The sequence below is a fragment of the Caballeronia sp. LZ035 genome (genome assembly GCF_031451175.1).
In the GTDB taxonomy this organism is placed as follows: domain Bacteria; phylum Pseudomonadota; class Gammaproteobacteria; order Burkholderiales; family Burkholderiaceae; genus Caballeronia.
Window position 1 is genome coordinate 1,343,160 of the sequence record NZ_JARUXS010000002.1, and the last position, 23,193, is coordinate 1,366,352.

General features: G+C 65.2%; 22 protein-coding genes. 6 read left to right on the forward strand and 16 right to left on the reverse strand.

The features are described from left to right. The first annotated feature begins 101 nt into the window (after positions 1-101). The 4 genes from QCE88_RS21750 (at position 102) to QCE88_RS21765 (ending at position 3,973) form a co-directional block, all read left to right on the forward strand. Positions 102-1,172, forward strand: coding sequence for an SDR family oxidoreductase (locus QCE88_RS21750; RefSeq protein ID WP_309905989.1), 1,071 nt, complete (start codon positions 102-104; stop codon positions 1,170-1,172). A gap of 59 nt (positions 1,173-1,231) precedes the next feature. Further along, complete coding sequence (locus tag QCE88_RS21755; protein ID WP_309905991.1) at positions 1,232-1,438, forward strand: hypothetical protein; 207 nt, start codon at positions 1,232-1,234, stop codon at positions 1,436-1,438. A gap of 81 nt (positions 1,439-1,519) precedes the next feature. After that, complete coding sequence (locus QCE88_RS21760) at positions 1,520-1,828, forward strand: DUF4148 domain-containing protein (protein ID WP_309905993.1); 309 nt, start codon at positions 1,520-1,522, stop codon at positions 1,826-1,828. A gap of 339 nt (positions 1,829-2,167) precedes the next feature. Next, positions 2,168-3,973: a serine hydrolase domain-containing protein gene (locus tag QCE88_RS21765; protein WP_309906556.1), complete on the forward strand. Its 1,806-nt coding sequence runs from the start codon at positions 2,168-2,170 to the stop codon at positions 3,971-3,973. 30 nt (positions 3,974-4,003) lie between these two features. Here the strand turns inward: QCE88_RS21765 and QCE88_RS21770 are convergent, their stop codons facing one another. The 14 genes from QCE88_RS21770 to QCE88_RS21835 all read right to left on the reverse strand — a co-directional run bounded on the left by QCE88_RS21770 (position 4,004) and on the right by QCE88_RS21835 (position 18,794). Further along, the gene (locus QCE88_RS21770; RefSeq protein ID WP_309905995.1) at positions 4,004-4,765 is read right to left on the reverse strand and encodes a 3-oxoacyl-ACP reductase; all 762 of its coding nucleotides are present in this window, start codon (positions 4,763-4,765) and stop codon (positions 4,004-4,006) included. A gap of 58 nt (positions 4,766-4,823) precedes the next feature. After that, entirely contained in the window at positions 4,824-6,170 is a 1,347-nt protein-coding gene (locus QCE88_RS21775; RefSeq protein WP_309905997.1) for an MFS transporter, read from the reverse strand. A gap of 159 nt (positions 6,171-6,329) precedes the next feature. Further along, positions 6,330-6,782, reverse strand: coding sequence for an RpiB/LacA/LacB family sugar-phosphate isomerase (locus QCE88_RS21780; RefSeq protein WP_309905999.1), 453 nt, complete (start codon positions 6,780-6,782; stop codon positions 6,330-6,332). Between the two features lie 41 nt (positions 6,783-6,823). Next, entirely contained in the window at positions 6,824-7,585 is a 762-nt protein-coding gene (locus QCE88_RS21785; RefSeq protein ID WP_309906001.1) for a triose-phosphate isomerase, read from the reverse strand. Positions 7,586-7,656: 71 nt separating this feature from the next. Then, positions 7,657-8,610: a D-ribose ABC transporter substrate-binding protein gene (locus tag QCE88_RS21790; RefSeq protein WP_309906003.1), complete on the reverse strand. Its 954-nt coding sequence runs from the start codon at positions 8,608-8,610 to the stop codon at positions 7,657-7,659. 61 nt (positions 8,611-8,671) lie between these two features. Further along, complete coding sequence (locus QCE88_RS21795; RefSeq protein ID WP_309906004.1) at positions 8,672-9,772, reverse strand: ABC transporter permease; 1,101 nt, start codon at positions 9,770-9,772, stop codon at positions 8,672-8,674. Between the two features lie 23 nt (positions 9,773-9,795). Further along, complete coding sequence (locus QCE88_RS21800) at positions 9,796-11,358, reverse strand: sugar ABC transporter ATP-binding protein (RefSeq protein WP_309906006.1); 1,563 nt, start codon at positions 11,356-11,358, stop codon at positions 9,796-9,798. Beyond that, the gene (locus QCE88_RS21805; RefSeq protein WP_309906008.1) at positions 11,355-12,008 is read right to left on the reverse strand and encodes a DUF2291 domain-containing protein; all 654 of its coding nucleotides are present in this window, start codon (positions 12,006-12,008) and stop codon (positions 11,355-11,357) included. The genes QCE88_RS21800 and QCE88_RS21805 overlap by 4 nt, the downstream gene beginning before the upstream one ends. A gap of 51 nt (positions 12,009-12,059) precedes the next feature. After that, the gene (gene dhaL, locus QCE88_RS21810) at positions 12,060-12,713 is read right to left on the reverse strand and encodes a dihydroxyacetone kinase subunit DhaL (protein ID WP_309906010.1); all 654 of its coding nucleotides are present in this window, start codon (positions 12,711-12,713) and stop codon (positions 12,060-12,062) included. Further along, positions 12,710-13,732: a dihydroxyacetone kinase subunit DhaK gene (locus QCE88_RS21815; protein WP_309906012.1), complete on the reverse strand. Its 1,023-nt coding sequence runs from the start codon at positions 13,730-13,732 to the stop codon at positions 12,710-12,712. Before QCE88_RS21815 ends, dhaL begins: the two co-directional genes overlap by 4 nt. A 10-nt stretch (positions 13,733-13,742) precedes the next feature. Further along, on the reverse strand, positions 13,743-14,675 hold the full coding sequence (locus QCE88_RS21820; protein ID WP_309906014.1) for a TIM barrel protein: 933 nt from the start codon (positions 14,673-14,675) through the stop codon (positions 13,743-13,745). Positions 14,676-14,691: 16 nt separating this feature from the next. Beyond that, positions 14,692-16,200: a glycerol-3-phosphate dehydrogenase gene (locus QCE88_RS21825; protein ID WP_309906016.1), complete on the reverse strand. Its 1,509-nt coding sequence runs from the start codon at positions 16,198-16,200 to the stop codon at positions 14,692-14,694. A gap of 21 nt (positions 16,201-16,221) precedes the next feature. Next, positions 16,222-17,817: an FGGY-family carbohydrate kinase gene (locus QCE88_RS21830; protein WP_309906018.1), complete on the reverse strand. Its 1,596-nt coding sequence runs from the start codon at positions 17,815-17,817 to the stop codon at positions 16,222-16,224. Continuing rightward, positions 17,817-18,794 (reverse strand): sugar-binding transcriptional regulator, encoded by a 978-nt coding sequence (locus tag QCE88_RS21835; protein ID WP_309906020.1) that lies wholly within the window; start codon positions 18,792-18,794, stop codon positions 17,817-17,819. The genes QCE88_RS21830 and QCE88_RS21835 overlap by 1 nt, the downstream gene beginning before the upstream one ends. A 176-nt stretch (positions 18,795-18,970) precedes the next feature. Here QCE88_RS21835 and QCE88_RS21840 point away from each other — a divergent pair, with 176 nt between their 5' ends. Together QCE88_RS21840 and QCE88_RS21845 are read left to right on the forward strand one after the other, a co-directional pair. Next, a complete protein-coding gene (locus QCE88_RS21840) occupies positions 18,971-20,488 on the forward strand; it encodes an FGGY-family carbohydrate kinase (protein WP_309906022.1) in 1,518 nt (505 codons plus the stop codon). Positions 20,489-20,504: 16 nt separating this feature from the next. Beyond that, positions 20,505-22,223, forward strand: a complete 1,719-nt coding sequence (locus tag QCE88_RS21845) for a glycerol-3-phosphate dehydrogenase/oxidase (RefSeq protein ID WP_309906024.1) — start codon at positions 20,505-20,507, stop codon at positions 22,221-22,223. 8 nt (positions 22,224-22,231) lie between these two features. On the opposite strand, the gene QCE88_RS21850 is transcribed toward QCE88_RS21845, so the two are convergent. Next, positions 22,232-22,693 (reverse strand): GNAT family N-acetyltransferase, encoded by a 462-nt coding sequence (locus QCE88_RS21850; RefSeq protein ID WP_309906026.1) that lies wholly within the window; start codon positions 22,691-22,693, stop codon positions 22,232-22,234. A 163-nt stretch (positions 22,694-22,856) separates the two neighbouring features. After that, positions 22,857-23,177 (reverse strand): hypothetical protein, encoded by a 321-nt coding sequence (locus tag QCE88_RS21855; RefSeq protein WP_309906028.1) that lies wholly within the window; start codon positions 23,175-23,177, stop codon positions 22,857-22,859. Positions 23,178-23,193: the final 16 nt, after the last annotated feature.

Genomic DNA, 23,193 nt, shown 5'->3' on the forward strand with positions numbered 1-23,193 from the left:
AAGGTCAGTTAGCGGCGCGGCAAGCGATGTCAGCAGGTTTCCCGGCGAGGCGGCACACTGATGCGATTCCGCATTCCCCCACCCGAACACAAAGAGAAGCAATGGACAAACGAGCACTGATCATCGGCGGCACCGGTATTGTCGGACGCAACCTCGCCGAACACCTTCACGCGCGCGGCGACTGGACGATTGCCGGGCTGTCGCGCGGGCGGACGCCCGTTCCCGCCGGCATGGAATCGATCACGGCCGATCTCACGTCGGCCACGTCCGTCGCGGACGCGCTGAAGGGACGACAGTTCAGCCATGTCTTCTTCACCGCATGGGCGCGTCAGGCGACCGAAGCCGAGAACATCCGCGTCAACGGCGCGATGGTCGAGAACGTGCTCGCGGCGCTCGGCCCGGGCGGCGCGCTGTCGCATGCCGCGCTCGTCACCGGCCTGAAGCACTATCTCGGTCCGTTCGAAGCGTATGCGCAGGGCAACGTGCCCACGACGCCGTTCCGCGAGGAACAGGGCCGGCAGCCCGTCGACAACTTCTATTACGAGCAGGAAGACCGTCTCTTCGACGCCGCGAGCCGCTACGGCTTCGGCTGGAGCGTGCATCGGCCGCATACGATCATCGGCTATGCGGTCGGCAACGCGATGAACATGGGCGTCACGCTCGCCGTCTACGCCACGCTGTGCAAGGAAACCGGCGCGCCTTTCGTGTTCCCCGGCTCGGCCGCGCAATGGAACGGGCTCACTGACATGACCGACGCGCGTCTGCTCGCCCGGCAGCTCGAATGGGCCGCGACGTCCGCTCAGGCCCGCAACGAGGCGTTCAACGTCGTCAACGGCGACGTGTTCCGCTGGAACTGGATGTGGGCGCGCATCGCCGGGTATTTCGGCATCGAGCCGGCGCCGTTCGACGGCGAGACGCGTCCGCTCGACAGCCGCATGCAGCAGGCGCGCGCCCAGTGGACAGATATTGCGGCGCGGCATGCGCTGGCCGAACAGGATATCGACCGGCTGGTTTCCTGGTGGCACACGGACGCCGACCTCGGCCGTCCGATGGAAGTGCTGACCGACATGTCGAAGAGCCGCAAGCTCGGGTTCCTCGACTATCAGAGCACGCCCGATGCGTTCTTCGACCTGTTCGACCGCCTGAAGCGCGAACGCATCATTCCTGCGTGACGAACGGGGCAGGCACTCCCGATGCTCGGCGTTTGTATCAACGTACACGGGAGCCGGACATGAGCAAAGACGTGAAAGTGAGCCCTGCAAAGCCCGGCTGGAAAGCAGAAATCCCTCGGGAAGACCATACCTTCGTGGTCGTCACGGCAAAAAAGGACGATGCAATCCATGCCGCCAGAGCCCTGGAACCGGAGGCGCCGGTCGAAGTCGAGGACGAGCAAGCCAAGTCTGACGAGCCAGGCAAGCCTGACGCCAATCCGTCCTGAGAGCGATGCCGGCGTGCGCCGCGCCTGCCGGCCGCGCGGCCATCGTTCATACTGCCGGCAGCGCAATCAGCGGAGACCACCATGAATCTGTCAGGAACACGACTACACATAACGATCGGTGCGCTCGCCGTCGCCCTGTCCGGCTGTATCACACCGGCTGGACGATACGGCACCGGCGCCGATGGCCGGCACCTGAGCCCCCAACAATGCGTCGATCTCACCGCAATCAGAAACCATGCGCCGCCCACGCGCGCGCGCAACGACAGCGAACTGGCCGCTCTCGAAGAAGCGGGCTACAACCCCTCGCTGTTCTTCGACCCGTATTACCCGGACGACCTGCATCAGGCCCAGCGTCTGGTGGACCAGTGGTATCAGGCGGAGTGCAGGTAACGCGGCACTGGCAGCCGAGGCCCTCATTTGCCTACCACCATTTCCATTCCTAACGTATATTTCTCGGCAGTGACTTAAGAAGCGCGTCATCGAAGGGACCGGACGTTGCCTGCTCGCTCGAGCGGCAACGTCCGTCGCATTGCGCACGATCAACAAGCAACACAGCAATGGCGATGTCCCGTCTACCGGCTCCGGCCGGGCATCAGGCTTCTCCCAGGTCACGCAGCGCACGTTGCCATCCCAACCGCACTTCTCCGCCCTGTGAGAGGAACTGCCGTGTCCGACATCAAGCGCATCAACCCAGCCCCCGTTCGCCTCCAGCGCCGCCACTTTCTCGGCATGACCGGCGCCGGCCTGCTCGCCACCGTGCTGCCCGGCTGCGGCAGTAGCGACGACGATCACTCGTCCTATCCGCAGACCGTCGCGATGGGCCAGCAGATGATCCAGCAGGCCATCAACGATCCGGAAGAACCGGTGGCGGGCATCTCCGTCGCCATGCTCAAGGGCAATAATGTGTTCTGGCAGCAGGCTTTCGGCGTGTCGTCGGTGCCGGCGAAGACCGCCGCGACGACGCAGACGCGTTTCAACATCGGCTCGGTGAGCAAGCTGTTCGCTGCGCTGTCGGCGGCGATCCTGCAGGACCGCGGACGCCTCACGCTCGATACCCCGATCGTCCAGTATCTGCCGACCTTCACGATGCTCTCGCCGGAGTTCGCGCAGATCACCACGCGGCATCTGCTGTCGCACTCGTCGGGATTTCCCGGAACGAACGGCCGCAACCTGTTCACGTTCGCGCCGGTTGCGGGCTACGCAGCCGACACCCAGGCGGAACTCGCGAACACGCACCTGAAACATCTGCCGGGCGAACTGGCGGTGTATTGCAACGACGGCTTCACGATGGTCGAACAACTCGTGCTGGCGCTCAGCGGGCAGAGCTTCGCGGATTTCGTGCAGACGAACATCCTCACGCCGCTCAAGATGACGAACTCCAGTTATCTGACGAGCGTGCCTTCCAGCGGCACCTTCTCTTATCCCTTCGTGAACGGCACGCAGTATCAGGAATTCGTCAATGCATATGCTACCGGCGGCCTCAGCTCCACGCCCGCCGACATGATGAATCTCGCGCAGATGTTCCTCGGCGGCGGCGTGTTCCAGGGGACGCGCGTGGTGTCGGCGGCGGGTATCGCGGAGATGGGCATGGACCAGACCTTGACCCTCACGATCAACCCCGCGCCCGATTTCCACTGGGGTCTCGGCTGGGATTCGGTGCAGCAACCGGCATTGGGCGCCGCGGGCGTGCTCGGCTGGGAAAAGGACGGCGGCACCGCGTACTACTCGACCGAGTTCTTCGTCGTGCCGAAAGCGCAGCTGGCCCTGCTGATCACCGGCAACTCGGGTTATGACGCGCGGGGTATCGCGGAAGCGCTGGTGCTATCCGCGCTGAAGGAAGACGGCTCCATCGCGACACTGCCGCCCAAGGTGGGCACCACGGTGGCGCCGGTTTCGTCGGGGCCGAATATCTCTGCGGCCGGAGGCATCTACGGCAACTCCGACTCGCCGCTGCAAGTCATCGCGAACGCGGACGGCAGCGTGCAGTTGAATCAGTGGAACGGGAAGACGCGCGTATGGAAGCCGCTCGGCGCGTATCAGTATCGCAGCGACGGCTGGTGGGCGAACAGCACCGATCCCTCGTCCTATCAATTCACCGTGGTGACAGGAACCGACAGCGGCGGCAATCCGTACAACTTCCGCTATCTGATGAAGCGCGTGGTGCCCGGCGCGGGCTATGCGTTTCTCACGCTGCCGCTCGGTCAGCAGCTGGCGCCGCTCGCCGCGCTCGACGCCACCTGGCAACAGCGCCTCGGCACGCAATGGACGCTGACGAACGATGCGCCTTCCGCCGTGCCCATCGTCGTGCTCGGCAACGAGCCGGCCTTCCTCACGAGCCTGCCGGAACTGCCGGGCTACGTGCTGTATGGCAACGAGGATCTGCGCTATCAGCTCATCGTGCCGCTGCAGGACGATCGCGGCTTCATGTCGGTCAAGGTGCCCGGCAACTTCGGCCGCGATCTGTACGAGATCCGCTTCGCGCCAGGCAACGACTCGACACTCACCCTCGGCAGTTCGATCTACGCGAAGCTATAGACAATAGGCGACAGGCGTGCGCGGTCTGGCTCAGCCCTTGACCAGACCGCCATCGACGACGAGGTTCTGTCCCGTCACCGAGCGCGCCCACGGCGACAGGAAGAACAGGACCGCATCGGCGAATTCGGCGGGCGTCGTGACGCGGCGCAGCGGCGTGAAGCCCGCGACCATGTCGAAGACCGCTTCGGGGGTCGCGCTGCTGGCATCGGTGGTGCGCAGCAGGCCGCCCGACACCATGTTCACCGTGATGCCGTCCGGCCCGAGATCGTTCGATGCGGTTCTCGTCAGCGCCAGCAGCGCCGCCTTGGCCGCGGTGTAGTCGTGATAAGGCACGACCGGATTCTGGAACAGGTTGGTCCCGACATTCACGATGCGGCCGAAGCCCGCCGCGCGCATCGCAGGCAGCGCGGCCTGGATCGTGTTCAGCGCGCCCTTGACCGCGCCCTCGATCTGCTGCTGGAAACGCGTCCATTCGATATCGCCGAGCTTCGGGCGCGCGTCGCCGTCGAAGCTGAAATCGGCGAGCGCGTTGTTCACCACCGCATGGATGTGCCGGCCGGTCCTGACGTTGGCTTCGTCGAACAGGCGGGCGACCGAAGCGGCGTCGGTGACGTCGCCCTGCACGGCCACCACGCGCGGCCCGAGGCGCTCGGCCAGCGCGTGCGCCTGCGCCTCGCTCTGCCGATAGTTGATGACGACGCCCGCGCCTTCGCGAGCCAGCGCTTCCGTGATGGCCGCACCGAGCCCCCGCGCGCCACCGGTCACCAGGATGTTTTGTTCAGACAGCAGCATCGACTTCTCCGACGTTCGTTTGGACTGGACGGTCCATTATGCCGGAGGGGCCCACGGACTAAGCGGGATCAGCAGTCGCGACGGCATGACCCGCGTCCGGTCGAGGCGCGCGACGTGACCTGACGAGGCACATGGCCAGCATTGCGATGACGCCCGGAACGGCGATGGCGATGAAGTTCTGTTGCAGCGGCAGCGCTGCGCTCACCAGCAACCCGATCAGCACCGGCGCCAGGATTGCGCCGCTGCGACCCACGCCGGAAGCCCAGCCGATGCCCGTCGAACGCGCGGCCGCCGGGTACATCTGTCCGGCGAAGGCATAGGTGACGATCTGCGTGCCGATCGTCGATGCACCGGCAAGACCCACCAGCAGGAACAGCATTTCGACGGGCATCCGCACGCCCAGCAGACTGATGGACAGCGCGGCGAGCCCGTACATCGCAATCAGGACGTAGCGGATGTCGACACGATCCGCCAGCCAGCCTCCGCCGATTGCGCCAATCATCGCGCCGAAGTTCAGCACGAGCACGAACGTGAGCGCCGAGCCCAGCGAATGACCCGCGCCCGCCATCAGCTTCGTGAGCCACGAACTCAGCGCATAGACCATGAACAGACACATGAAGAAGGCAATCCACAGCAGGACCGTGTTGAGCCCGCGGCCGTCCACGAACAGTTGCCTGAGCGGAGAGCCCGCCTTGATGCCGGTGCCGCCCGGCGAGAACGTATCGGTATCGCGCGGGACGTAAGCAGGATCGACGGCGGACAGGATCTTTTTCAAGCCCTGGGTCCGCTGGCTGCGCACGAGAAAGGCCGCCGACTCCGGCATGTACTTCCAGATCACCGGCGCGAGCAACGCCGGCAGGCCCGCCGCCAGAAACACCGACTGCCAGCCGTGTTGCTCGATCATGGCCTTGCCCACCAGCGCCGCGAGCATGCCGCCCACCGAGTAGCCGCTGAACATCAGCGTGACCAGGGTGTTGCGCATCCTGCGCGGCGCGTATTCGGTCATCTGCGCGACGACGTTCGGCATCACGCCGCCAATGCCAAGCCCGGCGAGAAAACGCGCGACGCTGAACGTCACGGGATCGCGGGTGAAGCCGGCGGCAGCCGTGAAGAGACTGAACAGCAGCAGACAGATAACGATGGCGCGCACGCGGCCGATCCGGTCCGCGAACGATCCCAGCAACACCGCGCCAAGCATCATGCCGAGCAGCGCGGAGCTCACCATGAAGCCGGCGCTTGCCGGTTGCACGCCCATGTCCCGCATGATCGACGGCAGCGCAATGCCGACCACCGCGAGGTCATAGCCGTCGAAGATGATGATGAGCGCGCACCAGAACAGCAGCAGAAAATGGAAGGGGCGCAAGCGCGCCTGATCGCACAGGTGTTGAACGTCGATTCGACGCATGGTTGTCTCCGTTGATTGTCAGTGACGCTTTTTTTCAGCCGGCCCAGATTAGGCGAGCCGCGCGCGCAGCGTCCAATACCGATTGGGTGTCGGCCGATACCTGACAGGAATGAAACAGAGACTTACCGCGACAGGCGCGTTGCGCCTGTCGTCACGACGCTAGCGGTGGTACTTCGCATCCACCTGATCGATGGCCTTCACATTGCCCGCACTGCGGCCGTTCTCGTCGAAAGTGTTCGCCAAGAAGGCGTCAGCGATGGTCTTGGCCACTTCCGGACCGATCACGCGCGAACCCATCGTGATGATCTGCGCGTTGTTCGAAAGCGCCGCGCGCTCGGCCGAATAGGTGTCGTGACACAGCGCCGCGCGTATGCCCGGCACCTTGTTCGCCGAGATGCTGACGCCGATGCCCGTGCCGCACACCAGAATGGCGCGGTCATATTCGCCGCTGACCACGCCGGACGCGACGCGGTCTGACAGGTCGGCATAGAACTCGCCGGGGTTCTTCTCGTTGTTCGATACCTCGAAGACTTCGTAGCGGTCTTTCAGATAGTCCGCCAGCACGCGCGCCAGACCAACGCCGGCGCTGTCTCCGCCAATGGCAACCTTCATGATGAACTCCTTGATGTTTGAATGAGCAGCCGCATCGGTCGTCACAGCACCGCTGCCACGCGCTTGAGAATGTCCAGATAGCCCTCGACGTGCCATGCCGAACGCCCGATGAACAGGCCATCCACATTCGGGCACGCGGCGAGTTCCGCGCAGTTGTCCGGATTCACCGAACCGCCATAGAGACAGGGCACGCGACGGCCGAGCATCTCTTCCGCCACGCGGCTGATTTCGGCCTGGCGTGCATCGGCATAATCCGGGCTGGCCGGAATGCCGTTCTCGCCGATCGCCCACACGGGCTCATAAGCAAACAGCACCGGCGCCGCTTGCTGCTCCGGCGTGAGCCGCGCGAGCGCACCGCGCACCTCGGCGGCCAGCACCTCTTGCGCGCGTCCGCCGTTGCGGTCCGCGAGCGTTTCGCCGACGCAGATCAGCGGCGTCAGCCCATGGCGCACAGCGGCTTCGACCTTGCGGCCGACGGTGTCATCGGTTTCGCCGAAGTGCTCGCGCCGCTCGGAATGGCCGAGTTCGACCAGATCCATGCCGCAATCCACCAGCATCAACGGCGATATCTCGCCGGTCCACGCGCCGCGCTCGGCCCAGTGCATGTTCTGTGCACCGACCTTGACGTTGGTCTCGGCGAGGATCGACTTCACTTCGCGAATCGCCGTGAAAGGCGGGATCACGAAGCACTGGATACGCGGGTCGTCATGACTGGCGAGCAGGCCCTCGGCGAAAGCGCTCGCTTCCGAGAGAGTCTTGTTCATCTTCCAGCTCGTGCCGACCCAGAACAAAGATTCAGACATGATTTCCTGGCCGATCAGAAAGTCTCATCGAGCGGCCCACGCCCTCTTCGACGCGGGCCGAAACCGTCAACTCACTTCGAGAGCACGAACGGCGCGGTGTATTTCGACACGTTCGCCTTCGTGATCAGCACGCAGTCGAACAGTTGCTTCTCGCTCGCTGCGCCCGTCTTGCCGGTCTTCAGGAACTGGTCGGCTTCCTGCACCGCCTTTGCCGAGAATTCCGCCACCGGTTGCAGCACCGTGTATTGCAGATCGCCGGCCTTGACCGCTTCCACGGCGGCGGGCGAGCCATCGAAGCCGCCCACCTTGACGCTCTTCAGCTTGCCCGACTGCTTGAGCGCCGCGATGGCGCCGAGCGCCATTTCGTCGTTGCCGCTGATGATGCCGATCACATCCGGATGTGCCTGCATCAGGCTCTGCGTCGCGTTGAAGCCTTGCGTGCGGTCCCAGTTCGCCACTTGCGAGCCGACCATCTTCAGATCCGGATACTGCGACAGCACCGACTTGTAGCCGTTGGAACGCGTCGCGGCGTTGTTGTCGGACGGCGCGCCGAGCAGTTCAACGTAGTTGCCCTTCGAGCCGACGTCCTTGGTCCATTGCTGCGCGCCGAGCGCCGCGCCTTGCGCGTTGTTCGAGACGAGCTGCGCCTTCGCAAGACCGGTCTGGTTGATTTCCGCGTTGACGAGGAACACCGGGATGTTCGCGGCAACCGCCTTCTTCACGGCGCCCACCGAGCCGCTCGCGTTGGCCGGATCGAGAATGATGGCCACCGACTTGTTGGTGATGGCCGTGTCGATCTGCTGGCTTTCGGTATTCGTATCGCCCTTCGATGCCGAGACGTTCGCGGTATAGCCGAGCTTCTTCGCTTCGGCGGCCGCAATGTTGCCTTCGGCGAGCCAGTACGGATTGGCCGGATCGTTGACGATGATGCTGATGAGTCCGCCTGCCGCCTGAGCCTGCGCGGCGAACAGCGGGGTAGCCAGCGCAACGGCGGCGAGGAGCAGTGTTTTCTTCTTCATGTTCATGTCTCTCTCCAGAGTCAGTTGTGGATGCAGAACTACGTGATACTTCTCGCGGACGTACCGCTCATGCCTTGCTGCCGCCTTGCGGAGAAGCCAGCTGGCCGCCGCCCGGCGTGGGACGCTTGACGCGGCGGCGATACTGAATGGCGTTGAGCAACACCGCGAGGACGATGACCGCGCCGGTGAAGACCGTCTGCCAGTAAGACGAGATGCCGATGATCACGAGGCCATCGGACAGGAAGCCGATCACGAACGCGCCGAGCAGCGTGCCGCGGATGTTGCCGGTGCCGCCCATCAGCGACGCCCCGCCGATCACCACTGCCGCAATGGCCGTGAGTTCGTACGTGGTGCCGGCAGTCGGGCCGGCGGACGTCAGTTGCGACGAGAGGATCAGCCCGGCGATGGCCGCGCAGACGCCCGACAGCATGTACACGCTGATGAGCACGCGCTTGACGGGCACGCCGGACAACTCGGCGGCGCGGTCATTGCCGCCCGACGCGTAGAGCCAGCGGCCGAACGCGGAGCGGTTGAGCGCGATGCTGCCGAGGATCGCGATGACGGCGAGGATCAGCACGCCCACGGGCACGTGGAACAGGCGGTCGAAGCCGAGATAGTCGAAGCCGGTGTTGCCGAGGTCCGCCTGGCCGCCGAGGTTGTTGTAAGTCAGGCCGTTGGTCATCAGCAGCGCGAAGCCGCGCACGACGTACATCACACCGAGCGTCGCGACGAACGCGGGCACCTTGAAGCGCGCAATCAGAATGCCGTTCACCAGGCCGATGAACGCGCCCAGCAGACAGCACAGCACGACGACCACCCAGACCGACGGATACAGCACCACGCCGAACAGGTTCAGCGTGACGCCCTGCATGAAGAAGCCGGCGACGACGCCGGACAGGCCGAGCGTCGAGCCCACCGAAAGGTCGATGCCGCCGTTGATGATGACGAGCAACATGCCGATCGCCAGGATTCCGTAGATGGCCACGTGCGAGGCCATTGTCAGGAAGTTTTCCAATGCGAAATAATTCGGCGAAAGAAATGAAAAGATGATGATGATCGCGATCAGCGCAAAGAACGCGCGTCCTTCGAGCAGCATGCGGCCGAGATCGAACCCTTCTCCGTTCGATGCGGAGTGAGTCGATCTGGAGGTCTTGGCGGCGTCGTTCATGTGAATGTCTCCTTGTGCTGCGTTCAGGCCACCACGGCTTCGCCGGAGGCGGCCATGATGTCGTCCTTGTCGGCATCGGGGCCGAATTCCGCGGAAATCTTGCCGCGCCGCATGACGATGATGCGATGCGCGACGCTCAGGCATTCGCCCACTTCGGACGTCGAATACACGACCGCGAGGCCCTTCTTCGCGTTCTCGGCGAGCAGGCGGAACACTTCGGCCTTCGCGCCGATATCGATGCCCCGGCTCGGCTCGTCGAGCAGGATCACCTTCGGGCCGGTCGCGAGCATCTTGCCGATCACCACCTTCTGCTGGTTGCCGCCCGAAAGCGAACGGATGGAGGCGCCCGCGCCCGAGGTCTTCACATGCACGTTGCGAATCGACTCGCCGACCAGTTCGCGCTCGGCGGGCGGCGACATCAGTACGCCCTTCACAAAGCTGCGAATGCTGGCAAGCGACAGATTGGAGCCGACGCTCATGGTCGGCACGAGGCCGTCGCGCTGACGGTCTTCGGGCACGAGCACGAGCCCCCGGCCGATGCGCTGCGCGATGCTCAGGCCCGCGAGGTTCTCGCCTTCGAGCCGGATCGTGCCGCCGGTGACGGGCAGGCGCTTGCGCCCGGCCACGGCTTCGAGCAGTTCGGTGCGGCCCGCGCCCATCAGTCCGTAGATGCACACGATCTCGCCCGCGCGCACTTGAAGCGAAAGATGATCGACAACCGAAACGCCGGAGCCGGATTCATCGGCGACGCTGACTTCGTCGATATCGAGCGCGACTTCGCCGAACGCATAGCCCGTCGGCGGCGAACCGAGGTCGAAGTTCTCGCCGACCATGTTGCGCACGATCCAGCCGAGGTCGATGTCCTTGCGCTCGGCGGTCGCGGTGATGCGGCCATCGCGCAGCACAACGGCGTAGTCCGTGACCTGCAAGGCCTCTTCCAGATGATGCGAGATGTAGACGATGGACACGCCCCGGCTCGTCAGATCGCGGATCACCTTGAACAGCACTTCGACTTCCGACGCGCTCAGCGCCGACGTCGGCTCGTCCATGATCAGGATGCGCGAGTCCACCGACAGCGCGCGTGCAATCTCGACCACTTGCTGCTGGCCGAGGCGCAGGTCGCGGATGAGCGTCATTGGATCGACGTCTTCTTCGAGTTCCTGCATCAGCGCGCGCGTCTGGCGCGCTTCCTCCGCGAAGTTCACGCCGGTGCGCGTGCGAATCTCGCGGCCCATGAAGATGTTGTCGCGCACGCTCAGGTTGGGCGCGAGACTCAGCTCCTGGTGAATGATCGAGATGCCGTGGTTGCGGGCATCGGTGGAGGACGTGAACGCGACCGGTGCGCCATCGAGTTCGATCTCGCCCGAGGTCGGCTTCTCGACGCCGGACAGGATCTTCATCAGCGTCGACTTGCCCGCGCCGTTCTCGCCGAACAGCGTCGTGACCTTGCCGCGATGAATCTCGAAGTTCACGCCCTTGAGCGCATGCACGCCGCCGTAGGACTTGACGATGTCGCGCGCCGACAGCAGCACGCTGTCCTTCGCCGCGCCCGGCGTGCCGGTTGGGGTTGAAGTGGCGGTGCTCATTTCACATCCAGTTTCACGGGAGTCACGAGCCAGCCGTTCGGATTGACGAGCTGGAACACGCCGGTAACGTCGATGGTCTTGCCGGACAGCTTGGCCGTGTCCACTTTCGACAGGACCTGCTTCTTCATCTCCGCGTTGATCGCATAGCCCGCGTTCTGATAGTCGATCTGGTTCGTGAACTGGCCGAAGCTGATGTCGCCGGTGGCGTCGCGCAGGTCGGTGCCGTTGATCGCCGGGCCGGTCTGCACGCGGATCTTGAGCGTATCCGGCAGGCCGGGCACCTTCACGTCATAGATGCCCGAGTCGTCGTTGCCCGCGACGCCGGTGAACTTCACCGACATCTCCGGTCCAATGCCGCCGCCCGCAATGCCATACTGCTTGCCCGCCGCGTCCTGATCCTTGGCGATGGCGGCGGCGAGCGTCGCGGCATCGACGGCGCGCTTCGAGATTGCAGCCTGCGTTTTCGGAAACTGTTTCGCGCCGTAGGCGGCCGGCTCGAACTCCTTGCTCGTCGCATCCGGACCCGAACCGATCTTCACGACCTTCGTGCTCATCGCCATCGCGACCAGCACAGCGAGCACCACGACCCCTTCGATCGCGATACGCATGCCGCGCGTGGACGGCCTCTTGGTTGAAGCGACTGCATTCATCGACACACCTCCGTCTCGAAGGAATCACAAAGTGGCTGGCATGCAGCCCGTTTATTCGGCGTCACGCTTGCTCCAGTCGGCGGCGATGACCGCCAGCACCATCGACGCCGACGCCGCGCCCGGGTCGATATGACCCAGACTGCGTTCGCCGAGGCGCGCGGAGCGTCCCTTGGTGGCGACCATGGTCTTGGTGGCTTCGGCGCCCTGCGTCGCGGCTTCGCGCACGCGCTGCATGATGTCGCGCACGCGCAAGCCGTCCGCCGTGCCTTGCGATGCATTTGCTGCGGCGGGCGCCCACACGTCCACCATGGTCTTCTCGCCGGTTTCGGCCTTGCCGCGCGACTGGATGCCTTCAGCCATCGCGACGATCAGGCCGGGCGCCTCGGCGAGCGGCAATTCGGTGCGCGCACCCGCTGCCTTCGCGGCGCGCATGAAGGCGGTCGCGTACAGCGGCCCCGACGATGCGCCCACCGCATTCAGGAAACCCTTCGCCGCCGCGTTCCATTGATCCGCGAGCGTGGCCTCGGGCGGCAGCGCATCGATAGCCTTTGATGCCGCCGTGAAGCCCTGCTCCATCGCAATGCCGTGATCCGCATCGCCGATCACGCCGTCGAGGCGGCAGAGTTCGTCGCGGGCGGCGGCGATCGTGCTCGCCAGTTCGCGGAACAGTTGGGCAATGTCGGTGGTGGTCAGCGCGGGCATCATGCGGGCCTCTGCTGGAACATCGCGCACTCGCACGGATGATCGATCAGGCGTTGCAATTCGTCGTCGAGATGCATCACGGTGATCGACGCACCCGCCATTTCCAGCGACGTACACAACGGCCCCACCAGCGTGCGATGCACGACGAGGCCCGCGTCCTTCAGGCGTTGCGACACGCGCCGGTTGAGGATGTACAACTCCATCAGCGGTGTGGAGCCAAGCGAGTTCACCAGCACCGCGACGCGATCGCCCTGGGCCGCGCTCATCTCCGCGAGGATGGCGTCCATGATTTCGTCGGTGATGGCGTCGGCGGAACGCAGGCTTTCGCGGCGCATGCCTGGCTCACCGTGAATGCCCATGCCGATTTCCATCTCGCCGATGCCGATCTCGAAGTTGGGCTGGCGCGTCTGCGGCAGCGAACACGGCGCGAGCGCGACGCCCAGCGTGTAGGTGCGGGCGTTCGCATGGCGCGCGACGCGTTCCACTTCGTCGAGCGGCAGCATCAGGTCCGCCGCCGCGCCTGCTGCCTTGAAGATGAACACGTTGCCCGCCACGCCCCGGCGCGTCTCGCGCTTGTCGCGCGGCGCGGACGCGATGTCGTCGGTGGTCAGCACCGTGCGCGCCTCGACGCCTTCGAGTTCGAGCATCTCGGTGGCCATGTCGAAGTTCATGACATCGCCAGCGTAGTTGCCGTACATGAACAGCACGCCCGCGCCGCCGTGCGCGGCGAGCGCCGCATCCACGGCCGGTTGCGGCGGCGGCGAGGCGAACACGTTGCCGATCACGGCGGCATCGGCGAGACCTTTGCCGACGAAGCCGAGAAAGGTCGGCTCGTGACCCGAACCGCCGCCGATAATCAACGCCACCTTGCCTTCACGCGGCCCGTGACGCGCGATGATCGCGCGCGGCGCCTGCTCGCTGCGGGTCAGAAGATCACCGTGCGCGGCCATGACGCCTTCGAGCATTTCATCGACGGCCGCGTTGCCGTCGTTGATCAACTTCTGTGTCATCGTGCCTGACATGGCCGGTTCCTCAGATGTGAAGACTGGCGACGCCAGTATCGAAATGCGGCGCCCAGAACGCCACCGATTCCGCGATCTGCGCGACCACTTGCCGGTCGGTCGGCTCGCGTTCCTTGAACGACAGTTCCAGGCAGATCTCGTTGTCGCGGCCGCCGCCCGCGTGCAGCGCCTCGATCAGCGGTTCCGGTTGAATACGGCCGCGCGCATTGTGCTCGGCGGTGAACGGCCGGTGCCCGCCCTTGTCCAGCAGCGACTGCTTGATGTGGATGATCGGCGAAACGGGCGGCACCGCGCGGGCCCATGCATAGGGATCGAAGTCGTCAGGATTGGAGCTGGTGACGTCGCCGTGATCGATGTCCGCCATCATCCACATCGGCACGGCCATGTTCGCGGCGCTCAAACGTTGTTGCAGCGTCATGCAGGCGTCGATGGTCTCGCCGAACTCGCGGCCGATCGACATCGGTTCCCAGAACACGTACTTCAGGCCCGCCGCCTTCGCGTGCTCGGCCACTTCGGCCCAGCAGTCGATAGCCGTTTGAATGAGCGCTTCGCGGCGCTGTGCATCGTCGAAATCGCGGTACGTGAAGATCGCGAACTGCGTACCGATGGACTCGCCGCCCAGATCCGCCGTGATGTCCGCGAAGGTCTTGAACCAGTCGATGTAATAGCGGCGCACGTCGGCATCCGGGTGACCGAAGTGATTCAGCCGCCCGTACGGGCCCGTCATGCCCGAGGTGATGCGCACGCCGGTGCGGTTCATCGCGGCGCGCATCTCGCGTGTCAGCCGGCGCGTGACCGCCGCCGGCCACGACGGATTGATGAACTCGTGCGTCAGCTGCACGTCGCGGATCTTCATCTCGTGCGCGATGCTGTCGATGAGATCCGCCGGCTCGGCGAAGCGGTTCACCAGCGGATTCGTGTTCAGTGAAAGCGTAAAGGGCATGTTCGTCTCGTAACGTTCAGGCGGATTTGCGCATCAGGCCATCGAGCCAGGTTTCGAAAGCGGTTTTCTGCGCCGCGCTCATGTGCAATCCGTGCTTGGTGCGGCGCGTGAGCATGTCTTCCGCCGTCGCGGCCCATTCGTGCGCCATCAGGTAACGCGCTTCGGCTTCGTAGAAGTTCGGCCCGAACTGCTCGCCCAAGCCCGCGAGCGAGGTCGCGCCGTTCAGCACTTCCGACGTCAGCGAGCCGTAGGTCTGCGTGTAGTAGCGCGTAAGCGGGCGCGGCAACCAGTCGTGCGCCGCCTGCAACGAGGCCATGAAGCGCGGCACGTCCGCGCCTTCGATATCGCCGCCGGGCAGCGTTGCGGACGCGGTCCAGTCGGCGCCCATCTTCGGGAAGGCCGGCTGGAGCTTTTGCAGCGCATGTTCGGCGAGCTTGCGGAAGGTCGTGATCTTGCCGCCGAACACATTCAGCAAGGGCGCACCGCCGCTGTCGTCGAGATCGAATACATAGTCGCGCGTGACGGCGGACGGGTTGCCCTTGCCGTCGTCGTAAAGCGGACGCACGCCCGAGAAGGTCTGCACGATGTCCTGGCGACGCAGCGGATGCTTGAAATAGCGGTTCACCGCCGACAGCAGATAGTCGATTTCCTCACTCGAAATCTGCACGCTTTCCGGCGCGCCATCCCAGGGCACATCCGTGGTGCCGATCAGCGCCTTGTCGCCTTCATAGGCGTTGATGAAGATCACTCGCTTGTCGTGGTTCTGCACCAGATACGAATGCGGACCGTCCCAGAACTTCGGCGTGACGATATGGCTGCCCTTGACGAGCCGCACCTTGCGCGTGGATGTCGCATTCGCGCGGCCGATCACGTCCGAGACCCACGGTCCCGCCGCGTTGACCAGCGCCCGCGCGGTGATGGTGCGCGTCGAGCCGTTGCGCGTATCGCGCAGTTCGACCCGCCACGCGCCGTTCTCGCGCCGCGCCGCCACGCACGCCGTGCGCGTCAGCACTTGCGCGCCGCGCTGCGCGGCATCGACCGCGTTGAGCACGACGAGGCGCGCGTCGTCGACCCAGCAGTCCGAATACTCGAACGCACGGCGATACTCGTCCTTGATCGGCGCGCCTTCGGGCATGCGGTGCAGGTCCAGCGAACGCGTGCCCGGCAGCTTCTTGCGGCCGCCGAGATGGTCATAGAGAAACAGCCCGGTGCGCACGAGCCACGCGGGACGGTCGCCGGGACTGTGCGGCAGCACGAAGCGCAGCGGCCAGATAATGTGCGGCGCGGCGTTGAGCAGCACTTCACGTTCGATCAACGCCTCGCGCACGAGCCGGAACTCGTAGTACTCGAGATAACGCAGTCCGCCATGCACCAGCTTGCCGGAGCGCGACGACGTGCCTTGCGCCAGATCGTCCTTCTCGCACAGGATCACCGACAGCCCGCGACCCGCCGCATCGCGCGCGATGCCCGCGCCGTTGATGCCGCCGCCGATGACACACAGGTCCACCATGTCGTTGTTGCTCATCTCAGCGTTCCATGTTCGACGTTAGTTCAGGCTCGCGGGCAGCGTCTCGGGCCGCTGCCGCGCTTTCAGCAGCCGCGCGGTTTCGTCCCACGTGGGCACCAGCGCCTGACGCGCCTGCCGGTAGGCCGGAAAGAGGCGCGCGTACAACTGCATGAGGTCGGCGTCAGGCGTCTCGGGCTGGCCGAGCAGCGGCGTCACCCATTCGGCGATGCACGCCTCCATGTCCGGATACACGCCGAGCGCCACGGCCGCCATCATCGCGGCGCCGGCCGCGCCGGCTTCGTCGCGTGTGGAGATGCGCGTCGGCGCACCGACCACCGCGCCGAGCACGTCGCGCAGCGCACGCGAACGGGTTGCGCCGCCGGTGAGGCGCAGTTCTTCGGGCATCGGCACGCCCATCGAGAGATAACAGTCGCGCGCCGCCATGCCGAGCCCTTCGACGACCGCGCGGAACAGGTCGGGATAGCGGCTCTCGCTCGTCAGGCCGATGAAGTCCGCGCGCGCGTTCGGATCCACGAACGGGCCGCGCTCGCCGGCATCGGAGATATAGGGGTGATACAGGAGCGCACCCGGACGGCCCGAGTGCAGCCAGCCGTCGATGCACTTCATCCGGTCCGCATGCGACAGGCGCGTGCCGAACTGTTGCAGCAGGTCCGACGCGAGGTTCAGCACCCAGTCCACATTCAGCGTCGCCGCCATGTTCGACTGCACCTGCGCCGACATGCCCGGCAGCGGCAACGCGATCACATAACCGGTGCCTTCGGCGTTCAGTTGCACGTCTTCATTGCGCATCGCGCGCATGTGCATGCCCGTCGAGCCGACGATCGAGCAGCTCGCGCCCGCCGCGCCTTCCGTGTGGATGCCCGCGCCGAGCGCGGTCAGCACGATATCGACGAAGCCCAGGCACACGGGCGTGCCCTCGGCGAGGCCCGTCGCCGCCGCAGCTTCGGCCGAGAGCGGATGCGTGGTTTCAGTGCCGTCGACGATGTCGGGCAACAAGCGCCGGAACGTCGAGAGGCCGAGTGCGTCGATCACGGTGTCGTCGTAGCGGCGCGTGCGGAAGTTGCCATACGTGAAGCTCGCTTCCGAAGGATCGGTGGCGCGCACGTCGGTCAGCTTCAGGTACAGCCAGTCCTTGCAGTGCAGCGCGACTTCGGTGCGCTTCAATACCTCGGGCGTCGTCGCGGCCATGTGGGCGATCTGCGCGCCCTGGCTGCACGATGCGAGGCCGGTGCCCGTCGCTTCGAAGCGCGCCCAGCTGGCAGGCGCTTCCTGCAAGCGTCGCACCGTGGCGGCGGCGCGTGCGTCGAGCCAGAGCCAGGCATCGCCCGCCGGACGGTTGTCCGCGCCGACCAGCCAGGTGCCGTCGCCTTGTCCCGTGACGGCCAGCGCCAGCGTGCGCTGCGCCAGTCCGTCGATCTTCGTACCGAGATCGCGCAGCGTTTGTGCGCAGTCGGACCAGGTCTGATCGAGCGATTGCGTCGCGGCGCCGTCGGCGCTCGTCGCATAGCGGTTCGGCACGGACGCGACGGCAATCTGCCGTCCCGTCAGGTCGAAGGCCACGGCCTTGATGACCGAGGTGCCCGCATCGATGCCGATCAGAAGGTCGCCGTTCATCACCCTTGCTCCGCGTCGTCGGAGTCTTCGCGCAGTGCGAGCGCGGAGGCTTCGTCGGTAATCAGTCCGCTCAGCAGGCCGCTGTTGAGCACCGCGCGGATCGCCGCGATCTTCGACGTGCCGCCCGCAATCGCGACGATGCGCCTGCCCTTGACATCGGCGAGCGCGGGCGCGACCGTGCGCGCGGCCAGCGACGTTTCGACGGACTCGCCCGCCGCGCTGAAGAAATGCCCCAGCAATTCGCCGCGTCCGCCGCGCTCGTGTACTTCGTTGATTTCGGCAGGCTCGATCATTTGCGACGCCACCAGTTGCGCCTCCGCATTCGCCGTGCCGATGCCGACCACCATCAGGTCCGCGTGCGCGGCGAGATCGAAGACCTCGCGCACGCCGCGCTGCGACATCAGCACTTCGCGATCTTCTGCGGTGTTCGCGAAGAACGGCAGCGGCATCACATAGGACACCGCGCCGGTCTGTTCGGCCAGCCGATGAATCACGTCATAAGGATTGGCGGTGTACTTGCGCGTCACGCCGCCGAGCAGCGACACGAAGCGCACCGTGCCCGCGTCCATGCGCGGCATGCTCGCGACGACCGCCGCCAGCGTGCGGCCATGCCCGATACCGATCACGCCGTCCTGGCACGCCATGATTTCGCGTTGCAGGAACTGCGCGCCCGCGACGCCGAGCGCGCGCAGCGGCAGTTCGTCTTCGTTCAGGTCCGGCACCACCTCGCAATAGCTCAGACCATAACGCTGCGCCAGTTCAGCCTCGAGTCCCACGCATTCCGCCACATCGCCGTCGATGGAGAACTTCACCGCGCCGCTCTGGTTGGCGCGCATGATCAGCCGGTGTGCTTTGACACTGCTCACACCGAGGCGCGCCGCGACGTCCGCCTGCGTCTGACCGGCGACGTAATGCAGCCACGCCGCGCGGATCGCCAGGCTTTCGTCTCCATCGCGCCTTTCGACGGACTTCGTCATGTGCTCTCCGTTGTGCGTGGAGTGATATTTTTTCCACGCGATGAAATTTTTTTCAGTTCGCTCACGATATTCGCGTGCAACCTCGATTAACATCGGCAGTAACCCTAGATGAACGTCGTGGCGGAAGAGACCGGACAGGCCCTGCTGCGATGCAATAAAAAACATTCGGAGACACGATGGAGACGTATCTGCTGGGCGTCGACAGTGGTTCGACGGCCACCAAGGCGGTCATCTTCGACACCGCCGGGCGCGCGCTGGCCACCGGCAGCCGGCGTGTGGAACAGCGCCAGCCGCACGCGCGGCATGTCGAGCGCGACATGAATGACACCTGGCTGGCCGCATGCGGCGCGATCCGCGATGCGGTGGCGCAAATGCCGGAAGCCTCGATCACGGCGGTCGGCGTGACGGGTCACGGCGACGGTCTCTATCTCGCTGACGCCGCGGGCGCACCGCTCGGGCCGGGCTTGGTGTCGATAGATAGGCTCGCGTTGGGTGTGCGCGAACAGTGGCGCGAGGCAGGCGTGCTCGATGCAGCGCTCACGTTGACGGGGCAGCAGCCTTATCCCTACGCCGCCGTCAGTTTGCTCAAGTGGATTCAGTTGAACGAGCCCGAGCGGTTCGCGCGCATCGGCCATGTGCTGTTCTGCAAGGACTGGCTGCGGCTCTGCCTGACCGGCGTTCCCGCGACGGACCCGACCGAGGCCAGTTCGTCGTTCACGGAAGTGCGCTCACAGACCTATCACGACGATGTCCTCGCGCTCTACGGGCTCGAAGCGGTACGCGGCGCGTTGCCGGAGATCGTGCCGTCCGCCGCGCAGGCCGGGCGGGTCAGCGCGCTCGCCGCCGCGCAAACAGGCCTGACGGAAGGAACGCCGGTCGCGTGCGGGCTGCACGACGTCACATCGAGCGCGGTGGGCATGGGCAATACCGAGCCCGGTGTGCTCTCGATCACGGCGGGCACCTTCAGCATCAACGAGATCCTTTCCGATCAACCCCGCATCGATGCCCGCTGGGCGTGCCGCAACGGCACGCGTCCGGGTCAGTGGATGAACATGTCGATCTCGCCGGCATCGTCGAGCAATGTCGACTGGGCCACGCGCGAACTCTTCCAGCACGAGGCGCAGGAAGCCGCGCGGCGCGGCTGTTCGCTGTTCGATTTGATCGGCGAGGAAGTGGAAGCGGCGTTCAGTGAACCGAGTTCGGTCATGTTCCATCCGTTCCTGTTCGGCTCGCCCTTCGAGGAGCCGGCAAGCGCATCGTTCTTTGGCGTGCGCTCGTGGCATCGCCGGGCGCATCTGGCGCGCGCGGTGCTCGAAGGCATGGTGTTCAACCATCGCTGGCATGTCGAGGCGCTGACCAGCGCATTTCCCGCCACGCGCGCCGGGCTGACGGGCGGAGGCTCGTCAAGTCCGTTGCTCGCGCAGTTGTTCGCCGATGCGCTTGGCGTCGCCGTCGATATTCCCGAAAGCCAGGAAGCCAGCGCACTCGGCGCGGCGCTGTGTGCGGGCGTGAGCGTGGGCGTGTATGCATCGCTCGCCGATGCCGCCGCCTGCGCGTGCCGCGTGCAGCGCACGCACACGCCGGACGCGACGCGTCATGCCCGCCTCGACGATGCCTACCGGCTGTGGACGCAACTCGCCCAGGCCGTTCAACCTTTGTGGGCGGCGCTGGATCGTTCGGCGAGCGCGCATTGATGCAGGAGAACAATCGATGACTGAACGAAGCCGCGACTTCTTTCTCGACCGGCTCAGACAGAGCCCGAAGATCAGCGTGTTGATCATCGGCGGCGGGATCAATGGTGCCGGGCTGTTCCGCGATCTGTCCTTGCAGGGCGTGGATTGCCTGTTGATCGACAAGACCGATTTCGCCGCAGGCGCAAGCAGCGCGCCGTCGCGGCTGATTCACGGCGGCGTGAAGTATCTGGAAACCGGCGAGTTCCGTCTCGTCGCTGAATCCACGCTGGAACGCAATCTGTTGTTGAAGAACGCGCCGCATTTCGTGTTGCCCCTGCAGACGGTCCTGCCCATCCACTCGTACTCCGGCGGATTGATCGCTTCGGCACGACGCTTCTTCGGCATGAAGGCCAAGCTCACCGAACGCGGCGCGATCATCTCGAAGATCGGTCTCGCGCTGTACGACTTTCTCGGGCGGCACGATCGCACCATGCCGCGTCATCATTTCGCGTTGCGAGCGCGTTCGCTCGCCTCGCTGCCCTTGCTCGATCCGACCATCAAAGCGACGGCCACGTACTACGACGCTCAGGTCACGCATGCCGAGCGCCTGAACTTCGAACTCGTCGCCGATGGGCTCGCGGCCTGCGAAGGCTCGGCGGCGGCGAACTATATGAGCGTGGATCGTGCGGAAGGCGGCATCGTCTGGCTGCGCGATCTCGACACGCGTGCGCTTATCGCGGTTGAGCCGGCTGTGATCGTCAACGCGGGCGGCGCGTGGATCGACAGCGTCAATGCGGCGCTTGGCATCGAGCGGAAATACATCGGCGGCGCGAAGGGCTCGCATCTGGTCGTCGAACATGCTGAGCTTTACAAGCAGTTGCAGGGACGCATGGTGTACTACGGATCGGACGACGGGCGCATCTCGCTGGTTTATCCGTTCATGGGCAAGCTGTTGATCGGCTCGACTGATATCCGCGTGAGCGACCCCGACAGCGTCCGCTGCGACGACGACGAAGTCGCCTACATGTTGACTGTCTTGCGCGAGGTGTTTCCGGGCGTGGTGCTGAAGGAGTCGGACATTCGCTTCCGGTATAGCGGCGTGCGTCCGCTACCCTTCTCCGATGCCGCGAATCCTGGCGACGTCAGCCGCGACCATGTGATGCATGCCGACCGCCTTCCCGACGCGCAGACGCCGGTGCTCTCGCTGGTGGGCGGCAAGTGGACGACGTTTCGCGGCTTCGCGGAAACCGCCGCCGATGCCGTGCTGACCCAACTCGGACGCGCGCGCAAGACGGGCACGCGGCATGAGGCGATAGGCGGCGGACACGGCTTTCCGCGCGATACAAAGGCGCGTGCAGGATGGATCGATGAAGCTGTGCAGCGGTATGGCGTGTCGGCGGCGCGGGCCGAGTCGCTGTTGACGCGCTATGGCACGACGGCGAGTCGTGTCGCTGCGTACTGCGCGCAAGCGCCGGATACGCCGCTTGCCAGCGAACCGAGCTTTACGGCGCGAGAGATTGCGTATCTATGCAGCCACGATATGGTGACGCACCTCTCCGACCTGCTCTTTCGCCGCACGACGCTCGCCATCTCGGGACAACTGACGCATGCCTTGTTGCTGGAAGTTGCGGAGATCGCCGCGAAGACGCTGGGATGGAATGCGGACCGCATGCAGACCGAAATCGATACGACGCGCGAAATGGCGCGCGATCGTCACGGCGTCGTGCTTGCAGCTACCGCACGCGATACCGCCTGAACGCCGCTTCAGAGCGCCTTGCGATACACGAGGAAGCCCGACTTCGTCGCCACCTGATCGTAGAGCTTCATGGCGGTTTCGTTGGTTTCGTGGGTCTGCCAGTAGACGCGTTCGGCATTGGCCTTCTTCGCCTCGACATAGACCGCTTCGATCAGCGCACGGCCGATGCCCTTGCCGCGCACCGAACTCAGCGTGAACAGATCCTGCAAGTAGCAGATGGGGCCCGCCATCGTCGTATGACGGTGGTACAGGAAGTGAACCAGTCCGACGAGCTTGCCTTCGCTCTCCGCGACCATCGCATGCATGGGTTCATAGCCGTCGAAGAAGCGGCCCCACGTGATGTCGGTGACCGACTGCGCTAGCGCCGTCTCGCCTGAACGTCCGTAGAACGCGTTGTAGCCGTCCCAGAGCGGCAACCACGCGTCGTAGTCTTCGGGAACGGCATAGCGGATGGTGAGTGAGCTGCTCATGTCGACAAGTCCTCGCGGATGGGAGCGTGCAGTATAGGCACGCGCATGGCGCGTTGGGGAGAACCAATCGGGACGTCGACATGGGAGCCATTGCGGGGCCGCAACGACACGAAGCGGGTCGCGACGTGGCGCGACCCGCTTCAGACTTCAACCTGCATCAAGCTTATTGCGCAGCAGGCGACTTCACGCTCGGTGTGGCGAGCGTGTTATTGCTCGTCGGCGCAGCGGTGGTGGCGGCCGAATTGCTGTTGGTCGCGCTCGGCAGACCCGAGTTCGGCGAGCGCGTGCCCATGCCGCTACCCGAGTTGGTCATGCCCGGCGTGCCATAGCCGCCGGTGTTATTGGCGCGATTCACCTGATTGGCGGGGCTGGCCGTGCTGCCTGACGTACCGCCGCCAGCGCCTCCGCTGGACTGTGCAAGCGCAGCGCCCGACAGCGTAAGTGCGGCGACGGCCGCGATGAGCATTCCATTTGCCTTCTTCATGATCCGTCCCTCCTGA

Bases quoted from the DNA above. Each gene is read 5' to 3' on its own strand.
- QCE88_RS21815 (WP_309906012.1), bottom strand. From the start codon at position 13,732: ATGTCAGGCACGATGACACAGAAGTTGATCAACGACGGCAACGCGGCC.
- QCE88_RS21770 (WP_309905995.1), bottom strand. From the start codon at position 4,765: ATGCTGCTGTCTGAACAAAACATCCTGGTGACCGGTGGCGCGCGGGGG.
- QCE88_RS21785 (WP_309906001.1), bottom strand. From the start codon at position 7,585: ATGTCTGAATCTTTGTTCTGGGTCGGCACGAGCTGGAAGATGAACAAG.
- QCE88_RS21755 (WP_309905991.1), top strand. From the start codon at position 1,232: ATGAGCAAAGACGTGAAAGTGAGCCCTGCAAAGCCCGGCTGGAAAGCA.
- QCE88_RS21850 (WP_309906026.1), bottom strand. From the start codon at position 22,693: ATGAGCAGCTCACTCACCATCCGCTATGCCGTTCCCGAAGACTACGAC.
- QCE88_RS21760 (WP_309905993.1), top strand. From the start codon at position 1,520: ATGAATCTGTCAGGAACACGACTACACATAACGATCGGTGCGCTCGCC.
- QCE88_RS21825 (WP_309906016.1), bottom strand. From the start codon at position 16,200: ATGAGCAACAACGACATGGTGGACCTGTGTGTCATCGGCGGCGGCATC.
- QCE88_RS21855 (WP_309906028.1), bottom strand. From the start codon at position 23,177: ATGAAGAAGGCAAATGGAATGCTCATCGCGGCCGTCGCCGCACTTACG.
- QCE88_RS21780 (WP_309905999.1), bottom strand. From the start codon at position 6,782: ATGAAGGTTGCCATTGGCGGAGACAGCGCCGGCGTTGGTCTGGCGCGC.
- QCE88_RS21805 (WP_309906008.1), bottom strand. From the start codon at position 12,008: ATGAATGCAGTCGCTTCAACCAAGAGGCCGTCCACGCGCGGCATGCGT.
- QCE88_RS21830 (WP_309906018.1), bottom strand. From the start codon at position 17,817: ATGAACGGCGACCTTCTGATCGGCATCGATGCGGGCACCTCGGTCATC.
- QCE88_RS21790 (WP_309906003.1), bottom strand. From the start codon at position 8,610: ATGAACATGAAGAAGAAAACACTGCTCCTCGCCGCCGTTGCGCTGGCT.
- QCE88_RS21845 (WP_309906024.1), top strand. From the start codon at position 20,505: ATGACTGAACGAAGCCGCGACTTCTTTCTCGACCGGCTCAGACAGAGC.
- QCE88_RS21795 (WP_309906004.1), bottom strand. From the start codon at position 9,772: ATGAACGACGCCGCCAAGACCTCCAGATCGACTCACTCCGCATCGAAC.
- dhaL (WP_309906010.1), bottom strand. From the start codon at position 12,713: ATGATGCCCGCGCTGACCACCACCGACATTGCCCAACTGTTCCGCGAA.
- QCE88_RS21800 (WP_309906006.1), bottom strand. From the start codon at position 11,358: ATGAGCACCGCCACTTCAACCCCAACCGGCACGCCGGGCGCGGCGAAG.
- QCE88_RS21775 (WP_309905997.1), bottom strand. From the start codon at position 6,170: ATGCGTCGAATCGACGTTCAACACCTGTGCGATCAGGCGCGCTTGCGC.
- QCE88_RS21750 (WP_309905989.1), top strand. From the start codon at position 102: ATGGACAAACGAGCACTGATCATCGGCGGCACCGGTATTGTCGGACGC.
- QCE88_RS21765 (WP_309906556.1), top strand. From the start codon at position 2,168: ATGACCGGCGCCGGCCTGCTCGCCACCGTGCTGCCCGGCTGCGGCAGT.
- QCE88_RS21835 (WP_309906020.1), bottom strand. From the start codon at position 18,794: ATGACGAAGTCCGTCGAAAGGCGCGATGGAGACGAAAGCCTGGCGATC.
- QCE88_RS21840 (WP_309906022.1), top strand. From the start codon at position 18,971: ATGGAGACGTATCTGCTGGGCGTCGACAGTGGTTCGACGGCCACCAAG.
- QCE88_RS21820 (WP_309906014.1), bottom strand. From the start codon at position 14,675: ATGCCCTTTACGCTTTCACTGAACACGAATCCGCTGGTGAACCGCTTC.